The organism is Pseudoxanthomonas sp. PXM02 (assembly GCF_014851805.1).
In the GTDB taxonomy this organism is placed as follows: Bacteria; Pseudomonadota; Gammaproteobacteria; order Xanthomonadales; family Xanthomonadaceae; genus Pseudoxanthomonas_A.
This window is the reverse complement of record NZ_JACVAK010000002.1, coordinates 1-13,539: the sequence shown is the minus strand read 5'-3', so window position 1 is coordinate 13,539 and position 13,539 is coordinate 1. Positions and strand designations below refer to the sequence as shown.

Genomic DNA, 13,539 nt, shown 5'->3' with positions numbered 1-13,539 from the left:
ACCAAACGAAACCGAGCCTATAACATGTTTCGTTTTGTATCAATAGCGAAATGTAACGAAATAATCCATACTGATCGCGCTACAGGAGGTCCCATGTCCGCCACCCGTGATACCAGCCAACGCCGCCTGCAGATCAGCGAGCTCGTGCGCCAGCACGGGAGCGTCCAGGTGGCCACGCTCGCCCGCCGGTTCGGGGTCAGCATGCAGACCGTACGCAAGGACCTGCGCTACCTGACCGAACGCGGCGTGATGGCCCGGGCCTACGGCGGTGCGATCGACAGCGGCGTGGTCGGCACCGGTACCGGCAATGGCGCGTCCGCCGAGCCGCACTACGAGGCCAAGCGCACCTCCCACCTGGACGAAAAGCGCCGCATCGGCCAGCGCGCCGCGGCGCTGGTCAAGGCCGGCGACACCATCGCCATCGATTCCGGCACCACCGCCATCCAGCTCGCCGAATCGCTGCCGAACATCGAGGTGACCGTGGTCACCAACGACTTCGGCGTGCTGGGCGCGCTGGCGCCGAAGAACAACATCAACATCGTCATGCTCGGCGGCGAACTGCGCCGCAAGAACATGGCCTTCTACGGCGGCCTGACCGTCGAGGCGCTGGACGCCCTGCACGTGGACATGCTGTTCCTCGGCGTGGATGGCCTCGACCTGGAGCGCGGCATCACCACGCACTACGAGCCCGAGGCCATGCTCAACCGCAAGATGGTCGAAGCGGCGCGCGTGGTGGTGGCGATCACCGACAGCTCCAAGTTCGGCAAGATCTGCCTGCACCGCATCGTGCCGGTGGCCGACCTCAACGTGCTGATCACCGACCGCGGCGCGCCTGGCGACATCGTTCAGGCGGCCGAACAGCTCGGCTTCGAACTGATCCTCGCCTAGTCGCGCGACGCGGTGCCGAACACGCGCACCGCATTGCGGTAATACACCTTGTCGATCACCTCGCGCGGCAGCGACAGGCCGGGCACGTCGGCATTGAGCGTGTCCACGCGCTGCGTTTCACCGGTCGCCAGATAGCGCCAATCGGCGGTCCACACCGCGTGCGCGGATTCCCGGAACTCAACTGGGTCGGCCTCCGGATTGACGGTCAGGTCGGTGCCGTACAGCAGCCGGTCCTGGTAGCGGATGAAGAACGCGCGAACCTTTTCGCGATCCTGCAGCGACTGGTACTGCACCTGGCTCATGCGCGCGGCGAGGTCGACGGTGGCATCCGGGAAACGGTCGAGGAACGCACCCAGCCGATCGACGTCGTACTCCAGGCTGCCCATGTGCGCACCGACGAAGCGCAGCCCCGGATGCGCGGCGACGAAGCGGTCGCGCGTGGCGATCTGGTCGTCGTAGCTGGGCTGATCCGGATGCAGGTACATGTGGTACTGCGGATGGTTGCGGAAGTACTCGCGATCGTTGTCGGTCGTCATCTGCTCCAGCGGCAGCCAGCAGTTGTGCGGTTCGCCCTGGTGGCCGATCAGCACCAGCCCGAGTGCGCGCACCTGCTCCGCGACCGGCGACAGGCCGGGATGGTCGAGCATGATCAGGCGCCCCTCGGCATCCTTCTCGATCATGCCGACGTTCTTCCAGATCTTCACCGCGCGCGCGCCTTCCGCTTTCGCCTCGGCCAGGCCGGCGTTGACGCGATCGGCCCAGCCGGGCTGGCCGAAGCCGTCCATCGAGAACGTCGTTGCCCAGTGCAGGCGCGCAGGATCGGCCTTGGCCAGCGCGATCGCCGCGGCATGCTGGTCGGCGATGCTGGGGAAGTCCGGATAGTCGACGTTGATCGACATCAGCTCGAAGCCGTCTTCGCGCGCCTGCTGCAGGAACGCCGGATGGTCGACGTTGGCGTGCACGTGTGCGTCGAACTTGGGGACGCGCCTGAAGTCGTCCATTCCATAGGACGCCGCCGTCGACGCCGGTTGCGCCAGACCGGCGGCCGTCCAGCCCACCAGCGCCGCCAACAGCACCCCTCGCCATGCCTTGCCCATCACGCCACCCGCACCGTAACGAAACCTGAAACGAAACATATCGCAACAAAAGTGTTGCATCAACCGTCCGGCCTCGCGCACAATCGGTCGCACCTCAACCGGAAAGCCGCCCATGCCACCTCTTGGTCGCCGCGCCGTCTTGAAGCTTGCCGTTGGCAGCGCCGCCCTGGCCGCCCTGCCCTGGACGCCGGGCCGTGCCCTGGCCGCCGGCAGCGCCGCCATGACGGCCCAGGATGCCCTGCTGTCGCTGCAGTTCGATCGTGCACTGCGCACCCGTGTCTCCTACAAGGGCAAGGCCCTCACCCCGTTCCAGGCCAGCGAAGTGCTACTGCTGGAAGACGGCGGTGTCATCGACAGCTTCGCCTTCGGTAGCGAGGACCGCCAGCCGGTGACCGACGCGCGCCACGGCGCGGGCCTGCGCCATGTCTTTACCGGTGTATCGAAGCAGGGCATCGAGAAGCAGGTGGCGGTGACGTTCTTCGAACACTCCCCCGGCCTGGCGCTGATGCAGGTGCGTTACCGCAACGCCGGCACGCAGCCGGTGAAGGTCGCGGGCTGGCGCTCGGCCGCGCACGAACTGGGCGACGCGCCGGGCGGCTTCTGGAGTTTTTCCGGCACCACGCATGAAGACCGCCGCGACTGGGTGCAGCCGCTCGGCGCCGACTTCGACCAACGCAACACGCTGGGCATGGACGCGTCGGACTACGGCGGCGGCACGCCGGTCGCCAATATCTGGCGCCGCGATGTCGGCCTGGCGGTCGGCCATGTCGAACCCGTGCCGCGCGCGCTCGACCTGCCCGTGCGCAAGACCGCCAAGGGCGCGAGCATCGCCGTGGAAGGCGCGCAGGCCATCACCCTCGCGCCCGGCCAGGCGCTGTCCACCGAGCGCACGTTCCTCACCGCGCACACCGGCGACCACTTCGCACCGCTGGTGCTCTACCGCGACTTCATGAAGGCCGAAGGCATCGCCGCGCCGCAGGCGCCGGCGTCCGCGTTCGAGTCGACGTGGTGCGCATGGGGCTACGAGCGCGACTTCACCGTCGCGCAGATCCTGGCCACGTTGCCGAAGGTGCGCGAGGTCGGCTTCCAGTGGGCCGTGCTCGACGACGGCTGGCAGACCAACGAAGGCGACTGGCAGATCGACCGCAGGAAGTTCCCGCGCGGCGACGAGGACATGCGCGCCTTCGTGAAGGCCGTGCGTGCCGAAGGCCTGCGTCCGCGCCTGTGGCTGGCACCGCTGGCCGCCGATCCGGGCAGCGAAGTGCTCTACAAGCACAGCGACATGCTGCTGCTGGACGAATACGGTTCGTTCCAGAAGGTCAGCTGGTGGAATGCGCTCACCCAGTGCCCGGCCTACCAGCCCACCATCGATTACTACGTCGCGCTGGTGAAGAAGGCGATCGGCGACTGGGGCTTCGAAGGCATCAAGCTCGACGGCCAGCACCTCAACGCCGTCGCGCCCTGCCACAACCCCGCGCACAAGCACGCCAAGCCCACCGACTCCACCGAAAAGCTCGCCGACTTCTGGAACGCGATCTACAAGGCCGCGCACGACGCCAACCCGGACGCCGTGGTCGAACTGTGCCCGTGCGGCACCGCGTTCGCCTTCCACAACCTGCCGGCGACGGACCAGTTCCCCTCGTCCGACCCGCTGTCGTCCTGGCAGGTGCGCAGCAAGGGCAAGAGCGTCAAGGCGCTGATGGGGCGCGGCAGCAGCTATGCCGGTGACCATGTGGAACTGGCCGATGGCCGCGACGATTTCGCTTCCAGCGTCGGCATCGGTGCGGTGATCTCGTCCAAGTTCACCTGGCCGCGCGACACCGACAACCCGACCGCACCACTGCCCGAAGGCGGCTACGTGCTGACGCCCGAGAAGGAAGCGCTGTGGAAGAAGTGGGTCGCGCTGTACCGCGAACACATGCTGCCGCTCGGCGACTACCGCGGCGAGCTGTACGACATCGGCTTCGATGCACCGGAGACGCACGCCATCGCCAAGGATGGGGCGATGTACTACGCCTTCTACGCGAAAGACTGGAACGGCACGCTGGAACTGCGCGGGCTGGGCGAAGGCCGTTACCGCGTGCGCGACCTGTTCAACGGTACCGACCTCGGCAGTGTCGATGCGAAGGCGAACACGCTGCGCGCCGGCGTCACCCGCTTCCTGCTGCTGCAGGCCACGCCGGAGGCCACCGCATGAGCGCCGTCGATACCGCACCGCGCCGCCGCTGGCTGGCCTACGCGCTGACCACAGTCGCGCTGTGGGGCGTGTGGGGTTCGCTGGCCGGGTTGTCCGCTCAGCGCGGCTTTCCCGACACGCTGGTCTACTGCGTGTGGGCGCTGACGATGGTGCCGCCCGCGCTGTTCATCCTGTGGCGCGCGAACTGGCGGCTCGACCGCACGCCGCGCGCCATCGCCTACGGCATGGCGATCGGCCTGCTCGGTGCAGGCGGCCAGATGCTGCTGTTCAAGGCGCTGACGATCGGACCGGCCTACTTCATCTTCCCCATCATCTCGCTGTCGCCGGTGATCACCATCGTGCTGTCGTTCGCGCTGCTGCGCGAACGCACCGGCTGGATGGGCGCGGCCGGCATCGTGCTGGCGCTGGTCGCGCTGCCGCTGCTCGACCTGTCGTTCGGCGGCAACACGCAGGGCGTGGGCTGGTTCGCACTGGCGCTGATCATCATGGCGGCGTGGGGCGTGCAGGCCTACTTCATGAAGCTGGCCAACCACACGGTGAGTGCGGAAAGCATCTTCTTCTACATGATGGTCGGCGCACTGCTGCTCGCGCCCGTCGCGTGGCTGATGACCGACTTCAGCCAGCCGATCAACACCGGCCTGGACGGCCCGTGGATGACCGCCGCCATCCAGATCCTCAACGCCGTCGGCGCACTGACGCTGGTCTACGCGTTCCGCCACGGCAAGGCGATCGTCGTCGCGCCGCTCACCAATGCCGGCGCGCCGCTGGTCACCGCGGTGCTGTCGCTGATCTTCGCCAGCGTGGTGCCGGGGCCGCTGAAGATGGTCGGGCTGGTGCTGGCGCTGGTGGCCTCGCTGCTGCTGGTGCTGGAACCCGAACGCGACCCCGCCCCGCACGACGCCTGACCGGAACCACCGCATGCACGCCCTGCTCGACCTCATCGCACGCCACAAGCAAGGCCAGGCCATCGGCGTGGCGTCCATCTGTTCCGCGCATCCGATCGTCATCGAAGCCACGCTGCGGCACGCGATGGAAAACGCATCGCCGCTGGTGCTGTTCGAAGCCACCTGCAACCAGGTCAACCAGGACGGCGGCTACACCGGCATGACGCCGGGGGATTTCGTCGCCTTCGTGCACGGCATCGCCGACCGCGTCGGTTTCGATACCGCACGCATCGCGCTGGGTGGCGACCACCTGGGTCCGAATCCGTGGACCGCGCTCGATGCCGACGCGGCGATGGACAAGGCCGAGGTGATGGTCGCCGCGTATGTCGCCGCCGGCTTCCGCAAGATCCATCTCGACTGTTCGATGGCGTGCGAGGGTGATCCCTCGCCGCTGCCGGAAAGCGAAATCGTCCGCCGCGCCGTGCGCATGTGCCGCGCCGCGGAGACCGCGCACGCGAGCGCCGGTGGCGAAGCGCCGGTGTACGTGATCGGTACCGAAGTGCCGGTGCCCGGTGGCGCCACCGAAGCCATCGAAGGCCTGGAGACCACTACGCCGGCCGCGGCGCGCGCGACCATCGAAGCGCATCGTGAGGCCTTCCATGCGGCTGGCCTGGCCGCCGCGTGGGAACGCGTCATCGCCTCGGTCGTGCAACCGGGCGTGGAGTTCGACCATCACACGGTGGTCGACTACGTACCGGAGAAAGCGCGCACGCTGAGCGAGGCCATCGTGCCGCTGCCGGGCATGGTGTACGAGGCGCACTCCACCGATTACCAGACGCGCGAAGCATTGCAGGCGCTGGTGCGCGACCACTTCGCCATCCTCAAGGTCGGCCCCGGCCTGACGTTCGCACTGCGCGAGGCGCTGTGGGCGCTCGATGCGATCGAACGCGACTGGATCGCTGAAGACCAGCGCGCCAGCCTTCGCGACGTCGCACTGCGGCGCATGCGCGAGCAACCGCAGCACTGGCGCCGCTACTACCACGGCGACGGCCACGCGCTGGGCGTCGACCTGCAGTACAGCCTGAGCGACCGCATCCGCTACTACTGGCCCGATCCGGTGATCGACGCCGCGCGCGAGCGCCTGTTCGCCAACCTGCGCGACACCCCGCCGCCGCTCCCGCTGGTCAGCCAATACCTCCCCCATGCACTGCATGCCCTCCGCCACGGCCGCGCGACGCTCGATCCGCAGTCGCTGGCCATGGCGCATGTCAGTGCCGTTCTGGACGACTACCATCATGCAAGCCATCCCCATGAAGACGCCTGACCTGCTAGGCATTCCCGAATCCGACCTGCTGGCCGGCGGCGCGCTGTGGACCGCGCGCGAGATCGAACAGCAGCCCGAGATGCTGGCGCGCACGCACACCCTGCTGGCCGGCCTGCAGGCGCAGATCGACGCGTTCGCCGGTCCCATCGCGCAGGACCCGCGCGCACGCATCATCCTGACCGGCGCCGGCACCTCGGCCTACATCGGCCAGTGCCTCGCCCCGCTGCTCGACCGTCGCCTGCCGGCACGCGTGGACGCGGTGCCCACCACCGACATCGTCAGCGCACCGCACCTGTACCTGGATCCGGCGCAGCCGTTGCTGCTGGTCTCGTTCGGCCGCTCGGGCAACAGCCCGGAAAGCCTGGCGACCGTCGCGCTGGTGGAGTCCATCGTCGCCGACGTACGCCACCTGGTGGTCACCTGCAATCCCGAAGGCGCGCTCGGCCGCGTGCAGGCGCGCCATCTACTGACGCTGCAGCTGCCGGAGGAAACGCACGACGCCAGCTTCGCCATGACCTCCAGCTTCAGCTGCATGATGTACGCCACGCTGGCCGCCTTCGTGGGTGCGCCGCAGCTGGAACCGCGCATCCCCGCGATCAGCCGCGCCACCGCGCAGATCATCGACAGCGCAGGCGCGACCACGCAGGCGCTGGCGCTGGCCGGCTACGAGCGCGTGGTCTACCTGGGCAGCGGCGTGATGCAGGGCCTGGCCCGTGAAGCGGCATTGAAGCTGGGCGAACTCAGCAACGGCGCCGTCGCCACCTGCTACGACTCGCCGCTCGGTTTCCGCCACGGCCCCAAGACCTTCCTGCAGGCGCGGACGCTGGTGGTGGTATTCGTGTCCAACGATCCGCTGACGCGCCAGTACGACCACGACCTGATCGACGAGCTGCGCCAGGACAGCGTGGCCGGCCGCGTGATCGAAGTCAGCGCGCAGCCGCGCGTCGACGCCGCCAGCGACACCATCGCCGTGCCGCTGCTCGCCGGCGCCGACGACGTCGACCTGCTGTGGCCCTACGTGGCCGTCGCCCAGATGTTCGCCTTCCACGTGTCCCGCGCACTCGGCCTGTCGCCCGACAATCCGAACAAGCAGGGCACGGTGAATCGCGTCGTGCAGGGCGTGCGCCTGCATTCGGTGCCATGACCCAGCGCCTGTACCTCGGCGTCGACGGCGGCGGAACCAAGACCCGGTTCGCGCTGATGGATGACGATGGCCAGCTGCTGGCGCAGGCGCAGACCGGTACGACCTACCACCCGGAAGTCGGCCTGGACGGCGTGCAGCGGATCCTGGCGGAAGGCATCGCCTCGGTGCTGCAGCAGGTCGGCGCGGCCGATGCCGGGAGTCTCGCCTACGCCTTCTTCGGCCTGCCCGCGCACGGCGAAGACACGCGCGCCACCGCGCGGCTGGATGCGATTCCCGCGCAGGTGCTTGGCCACGACCGCTATCGCTGCGACAACGACATGGTGTGCGGCTGGGCCGGCTCGCTGGCCTGCGGCGACGGCATCAACATCGTCGCCGGCACCGGCTCGATCGGCTACGGCCAGCGCCAGGGCACGGGCGCACGCGGCGGCGGCTGGGGCGAAGCGTTCTCGGACGAAGGCTCCGCCTACTGGATCGCCGTGCAGGGCCTCAACGCGTATTCCCGGATGAGCGACGGGCGCCTGCCCACAGGGCCGCTGCATGCGCTGGTCAACCAGCGCCTGGCGCTGGCCACCGACTTGGACCTGTGCGCGCGCATCTATGGCCCCGACGTGGGCACGCGCGCCGAGATCGCACAGATCTCCCGCATCGTGGCCGACGCTGCGCGCGCAGGCGACGCCGCAGCGCGGGCGATCTATGCCCGTGCAGGCGACGAACTGGCGTGCATCGTCATCGCCATCCGCGACCGCCTGGGCTTCACCGACGGCGAGACCGTCCCGGTGTCGTACTCGGGCGGCGCCTTCAGTGCCGGCGACCTGCTGATGCAGCCGTTCGCCGACGCCCTGCACGCGGCCTCGCCCGCGTTCGCACTGCGCACCCCGCTGCACGAGCCGCACTACGGCGCCGCGCTGTACGCCCGGCTGATCGCCACTGGCTGACGCTGCCGGGCGCGGCCTCCTTGCGTTTCCGTCCCATCATCGCCTGCCGTGCGATGGGCCATTGGATGGGAAAGGGTGTCGCGACACCCGAAAACTTCCAACGTTGGCCCTAAAAGGGTCAACCGTGGCCCTTAGTGAGAGACGAAACACCGAAAGACGTCCAACATTGGATCAAAAAGGGTCAACGTTGACCGTTAGTGTTAGAAGAAACACCGAAAAAGGGTCAGCGTTGGGTCTTAGTGAGAGACGAAACACCGAAAAACATCCAACACTGGATCAAGAAGGGTCAGCGTTGACCCTTAGTGTTAGAAGAGACACCGGAACAGGGTCAATGTTCGAGTCCAACGGCCCACTGTTGGGCCGACGACCTCAGCGCGATGCCGTGAGTGTGAGAAAAGGCAGGTAGACAGACCTGTTCTTGGGTCTTTGTGTGAGAAGAATCCTGCGCCGGTCCGTCGTTCGCGGAACGGCGGGCACGTTCCCGCGCGCCCTTGCCCGACATCAGGGCGCGGGTGTGTCACGCCAGGCGCGGTAGCGCGCCAGGAAGGGTGACGAAGCGTCGATCACCGCGAGCACGTCGGGCATGGCGTGCCGCGTGCGGGCATGGGGCGCATTCAAGAAGACGATCACGCCGTCACCCGACGGCGCATAGGTGTAGGCGACGGACTGTTCCGACCAGTCGCTGCCGCCATGGCCGCGCACCCTATAAGCACCAAAATCCGCGACCTCGAAGCCCAGGCCATACCCCTGCGCGCGCGGGCAGGTCACGCGAGGATCGGTGTCGGCGGCGCAGTCGACCATCCGCTCATCGCCGCGGTCGGTATGGACACGGTCGCGCTCGCGCGCCATGGCCGCGCGGTAACCCGACCCACGATGCACGGCCGCCAGGAGGCGCGCATAGTCGGGCACGGTCGTCAGCAGATCGTCCGCTGCCGAGAAGCTTCCCTCCGGGCGGCACCATCCTCCGGGGCGGCAGTAGACGCCGTGCAGCGCGCCGGCTTCGTCCACGGGACGGACGGCATGCTGCAGCCGATGGTGATCGACGGCGACGGCGGTGTCGTGCATGCCGACCGGCTCCAGCACGGTGCGTCGCACGATGTCGGGAAACGGCTCGCCCAGCTTGATGGCCAACGCCCGTGCGAGATACTCGAACCCCTCGCCCGAGTATCCGTAGTGGCTGCCCGGCGCATGTTCGAAGGCGAGCTTGCGGTCGGGGCGGAAGAAGCGCCAGTTGGGAAAGCCGGTGGTGTGATCGAGCACCTGCCGCGCCGTCAGCGCATCACGCCGCGGATCACCGGCGACATCGGGATCGACCCAGTACCGCGCCAGGGACTCGTCCAGATCCAGCCGTCCCTCATCGGCGAGCCGCAGCACGGTCTCGGCCACCACGGTCTTGGTGATGGACGCAACGTTGAAGCGCGTCGCCGCGCTTGCCGGCAGGCCGGGCGCCTCTTCGCCGGAGTAATGGGACCAGACCAGTTCCCCGTTGCGGATGACGCCGAATCCACCGGTGGTGATCCGGTGCTCACGCAGGAGGGCATCCAGACGCTCTGCGACCGCGGCATCAGGAACAGGCACACGTCCCGCGCGCCCCTCCCGTGGTTCACGCGCATCACCGGTCGCGCACGCCGCCAGCGCCAACACCGCCACCATCAGTCCACGCCGCATGTCCCGCTCCAGGTAGGGCTCGCGCCTCACGGGGGATCTGATGCGCACGGACGCGCGGGGGTTTAAGCGGCGTGATGGCTCGATCGCGCCGATCCGCAACGCGGAGCCGGCACGCATGCGGGCTAGCCCTCTTCCTGCAATGCAGCCCAGACCGCTTCAATGATGATCATGGAGGCATCGTCAGGGTGGCAGGCCTGGCCGCAGGCCGCCTTGATGAGTTCGGTATTGCCGCGCCAGAGGCCGTAGTCGTTGCGGATTCCCGTGCCCCATCCGTGGTGGAACATGATCAGGTCTTCCTTCTCCGTGCCGCGCACCTCGGCCTTGTCCTCATCCGACATCACGGACAGGATGTCCGCGACGGCAGCCTCTACGGTGGTTGGCCACGTGTCCGGACCCATTAGCTCGTCCTCCTGCGCTGCCACGGGAAGCGCGGCCGCAAGCAGGATCAGGAGCAGGAGAATCTGTCTCATGAGGAACGACTCCCAGGTTGGGCCGCGCCGCGAAACGGGCCCGGCTTGAATGAACGGTCGGCGCTCACTCGCGTGGGCACGTGCACCCACCCACGCGGGTCGTCCGTGATGACAACGACCAGGTCTGGTACATCGGACTGAACCACAGGCACATGTCCGGGTGCTGGCTGTCGGGATACCGCGTGGAGAAGGACGCGAACGGCGTCCCGCCATTGCGGATCTCGATCGTCCTGGTCTTTCCGAGATCCAGGAAACCTACGTGGAGGGATTGCGACGTGCTGGGCGTCACCTCGCCATGGCCGGAAATCCTGATCGTGAACCGGTACGGCTCCCGATTGCTTACCTGCCCAAGTTCAAGCGCCTTCCCGACCGGGCGACTTGCCACGGGTGCGACGCAGATGCTTCCTGCCTCGGCCGTGCTGGCCGCAGCGGCGAGAAGCAACAGGGCTGCCAAGAGCTTATGCATGAGTGCCAACTCCTTAGCCAGGAAACGCGAGCGCGGGTTCGCTGTGAACTATCTATCAAGAATCTTTGCCGCTGCCGAGTCCAACCCCGTAAGTCTCAAACTCCCACGTGATGAAGCCCGAGAACGATCCGACATATTCCACGATTGGATGGTTGGCGCGTTCTTCACGACCGATCCACGAGAGATGCACAACAGCAACGCGATCCTGCCCGTCCAGCCAGCGTACGAGGATGTCGTCATTGCCTTTCCGATGTGCAATGACGTGTACGGACGTGTTGGCCAACGGATGTACCGATGGAAGCTCTCGCGCGTACTCTGCAAACAGCCTCTCCTGATCGCCAGGGTTCGACCAGAACCAGCCTTCCGGTAGTAGAGGGGTGGAAGATGCCGACATGGGTCTGGTGTCTGGACTAAGTCCCACCCCGAAACGGGGGCACGCTGAAGGAACCATCAGGCTTCGGCCCCGGGGCCTGGCCGTCGCCCGACTCGTTATGCCAGACGATGAAAGATAGCGGCAAGCCGTTGGCCCGGAAATCCTCCAAGGCCTGCATCACCACTGCGGCGGGATAGCTCCAAGACGCAGGATACGCATCTATCTGACCGTTGGAGAGCATGTAGTCGAGGGTCCTGCCAGGCGGGCCATCATAATCGGGATTGCGGGAGCCGAAACCCGCATCTCCCGGCTCGCGGAGATTCATCAGCCAACCGGAATTTCCGTTGATAAGCGCACAGAGCGATTGCGCAGACGCCCCAGGTGCGCATGGCAGGGGTTCAAGCTGACGATTGCGCCTGATCGCCCGCTTCACCCAGCCACACAAGGCTGTCGACTGATAGCGGCCATCCAAGCTGGCGAGCCCGCTTCCGACCAGAAGCGGACATGGGCCAATGCCTGGGTTAGTCCGCGCCGCGAAGCGGCGTCGGCTTGAACGCATTGTCAGCGGCGGGCCGACGAAGCAGGAAAAAGCCAATCCCCATGAACCACAGAATCTGGCCGAGCCCGAACACCATTCCAAACTCTGCAAGGGGAGGTGCGATCGTCAGGAGTCCTGCAACGCCCACCAGAACGCCAAGATAGTTCAACACCCTTGAGAAGTTGTTGGAGCGCAGCGCTGCAATGCTGATCAAGAGCACCCACAGTCCGCCGACGATCTCAACGCCACCTCCCAAGCCAAGCTGTATTGCGTTGACAGCCAGCCAAAGCGATGTGGCTTGCTCGACATCGCTGGCATGAAGCGCCGATACACTTTCCAGGCCCACGCTCGCGATCATGCCGCTTGCGATCACAAGCCCCGCCCAGATAAGCCCAAACGGCGTGGCGACCTGCATCAGTCCAGGCTTGTCTTCCTTGAGCCTCTCGTGAAGTGCGACAGCCAGGACAACCAACGCGATGCCGAAGACTACGTAGATGAAGAGCATCCAGGCTTGGAACCAATGTTTTCTTTCAAGAACGAAGTCCAGCTTCTGTGCCGTGCTCCAGCCCTCTGTGTCTCCCGCATTCAGCAGGGTGGCGAGAACACAGAATCCGACGATGTATGCGAGTGCCTGGATGAGTGCGGCAATGCCACCCATTCCCTGTAGATCCTTCATGCGGTACTCCCCACGGCCCGAGAAGTGGACGTATATGCCTTCTGCCGTGCGCGTTGAGCGTGCCGTTGGTCAGGATGCCTCAAGACTGACCGGAAGCCCTGGGGACGACATCGTTCGTTTGGAACCTAACGCCTGAGTTAAGCCATGCCGTGAAGCGGGTTCCGCTTTAACGGACTGTTGGGCCTCAGCCGGGACGCCAAGTAACCGGCGCAGACGGCAGCCCACGAAATAAGAAGAGCAAACGGGAGCCAGGATCCGCTACCAGGGCCGTAGAGCCTGACAAGGCTGATGAACTCCCAGGCCTCAATCAAGCTCAGTGCTATGAGCGCCGAGACGAGCACGTGACCAAACCGTCGTCCGCGGGTGATGCATAGCACTGCGATCCCTATTAGCAGTCCAAGAACGGCCACAACCGTTGAAGTTACTACTACACGAACGGGCCACTCATACGATGCGCCCGTAAGAACCTCAACTCGAAAGCCCCCAAGTACCCACGCAGCAGCCAAGAGGTACCAACCCGCCACACCAAGGTTGACCATTGAAAACAGCAGGCGCGACAGGATTTTCATGAGGCCTAACTACCTAGTAGCCGGATCCCCGGGTCCGGTTATACGACTCATCCACAGCGCACCGTAGGGTGGGCTATCCCCTTGATACGACTCGATCTTAGGGCGGCTAGGGCCGGCCAACAAGCCGACGTATAACCGGACACTACAGTGTGCGGAGCGTGCGCTTCGGTGGATGTCTGCTTCGGGTCTTGGATTCAACCGATCGACGCAACAGTTTTCCGATATCGCTGTGCCGGTGTTTCGTAGCCCAGCGTCTTGCGTGGCCGCTCGTTGAGTTGGCGTGCCACGGCATCCAGCTTGGCCTGCGAGA

12 protein-coding genes and 1 pseudogene are annotated in these 13,539 nt (G+C 66.2%); 6 read left to right on the top strand and 7 right to left on the bottom strand.

The window, feature by feature from the left end:
- Positions 1–93 precede the first annotated feature (93 nt).
- Positions 94–888 (top strand): DeoR/GlpR family DNA-binding transcription regulator, encoded by a 795-nt coding sequence (locus tag IB225_RS08865; RefSeq protein ID WP_192310920.1) that lies wholly within the window; start codon positions 94–96, stop codon positions 886–888.
- Here the strand turns inward: IB225_RS08865 and IB225_RS08860 are convergent.
- Positions 885–2,024 carry an amidohydrolase family protein gene (locus IB225_RS08860; RefSeq protein WP_225583651.1) on the bottom strand — a complete coding sequence of 380 codons (1,140 nt, stop codon included), beginning with the start codon at positions 2,022–2,024 and terminating at the stop codon, positions 885–887. The two genes, IB225_RS08865 and IB225_RS08860, sit on opposite strands and share 4 nt — an antisense overlap.
- Positions 2,025–2,124: 100 nt before the next feature.
- Here IB225_RS08860 and IB225_RS08855 point away from each other — a divergent pair, with 100 nt between their 5' ends.
- The 5 genes from IB225_RS08855 to IB225_RS08835 are packed head-to-tail and all read left to right on the top strand — an operon-like array spanning position 2,125 to position 8,469.
- Positions 2,125–4,182 carry a glycoside hydrolase family 36 protein gene (locus IB225_RS08855; protein ID WP_225583650.1) on the top strand — a complete coding sequence of 686 codons (2,058 nt, stop codon included), beginning with the start codon at positions 2,125–2,127 and terminating at the stop codon, positions 4,180–4,182.
- Positions 4,179–5,087 carry a DMT family transporter gene (locus IB225_RS08850; protein WP_192310918.1) on the top strand — a complete coding sequence of 303 codons (909 nt, stop codon included), beginning with the start codon at positions 4,179–4,181 and terminating at the stop codon, positions 5,085–5,087. Before IB225_RS08855 ends, IB225_RS08850 begins: the two co-directional genes overlap by 4 nt.
- A gap of 13 nt (positions 5,088–5,100) precedes the next feature.
- Positions 5,101–6,390, top strand: a complete 1,290-nt coding sequence (locus IB225_RS08845) for a D-tagatose-bisphosphate aldolase, class II, non-catalytic subunit (RefSeq protein ID WP_192310917.1) — start codon at positions 5,101–5,103, stop codon at positions 6,388–6,390.
- Positions 6,377–7,534 carry an SIS domain-containing protein gene (locus tag IB225_RS08840; RefSeq protein ID WP_225583648.1) on the top strand — a complete coding sequence of 386 codons (1,158 nt, stop codon included), beginning with the start codon at positions 6,377–6,379 and terminating at the stop codon, positions 7,532–7,534. The genes IB225_RS08845 and IB225_RS08840 overlap by 14 nt, the downstream gene beginning before the upstream one ends.
- Entirely contained in the window at positions 7,531–8,469 is a 939-nt protein-coding gene (locus IB225_RS08835) for a BadF/BadG/BcrA/BcrD ATPase family protein (RefSeq protein WP_192310915.1), read from the top strand. The genes IB225_RS08840 and IB225_RS08835 overlap by 4 nt, the downstream gene beginning before the upstream one ends.
- A gap of 501 nt (positions 8,470–8,970) precedes the next feature.
- Here IB225_RS08835 and IB225_RS08830 read toward each other — a convergent pair.
- The 6 genes and pseudogenes from IB225_RS08830 to IB225_RS08805 form a co-directional block, all read right to left on the bottom strand.
- Positions 8,971–10,254: a serine hydrolase domain-containing protein gene (locus IB225_RS08830; RefSeq protein WP_192310914.1), complete on the bottom strand. Its 1,284-nt coding sequence runs from the start codon at positions 10,252–10,254 to the stop codon at positions 8,971–8,973.
- 5 nt (positions 10,255–10,259) lie between these two features.
- Positions 10,260–10,607: a DUF6794 domain-containing protein gene (locus tag IB225_RS08825; protein ID WP_192310913.1), complete on the bottom strand. Its 348-nt coding sequence runs from the start codon at positions 10,605–10,607 to the stop codon at positions 10,260–10,262.
- Positions 10,608–10,671: 64 nt separating this feature from the next.
- Positions 10,672–11,073 (bottom strand): hypothetical protein, encoded by a 402-nt coding sequence (locus tag IB225_RS08820; protein WP_192310912.1) that lies wholly within the window; start codon positions 11,071–11,073, stop codon positions 10,672–10,674.
- 55 nt (positions 11,074–11,128) lie between these two features.
- Positions 11,129–11,467 (bottom strand): hypothetical protein, encoded by a 339-nt coding sequence (locus IB225_RS08815; protein WP_192310911.1) that lies wholly within the window; start codon positions 11,465–11,467, stop codon positions 11,129–11,131.
- 500 nt (positions 11,468–11,967) lie between these two features.
- A complete protein-coding gene (locus IB225_RS08810; protein ID WP_192310910.1) occupies positions 11,968–12,660 on the bottom strand; it encodes a DUF4386 family protein in 693 nt (230 codons plus the stop codon).
- A 763-nt stretch (positions 12,661–13,423) separates the two neighbouring features.
- Positions 13,424–13,539, bottom strand: a pseudogene (locus IB225_RS08805) (IS30 family transposase); the annotation flags it as partial.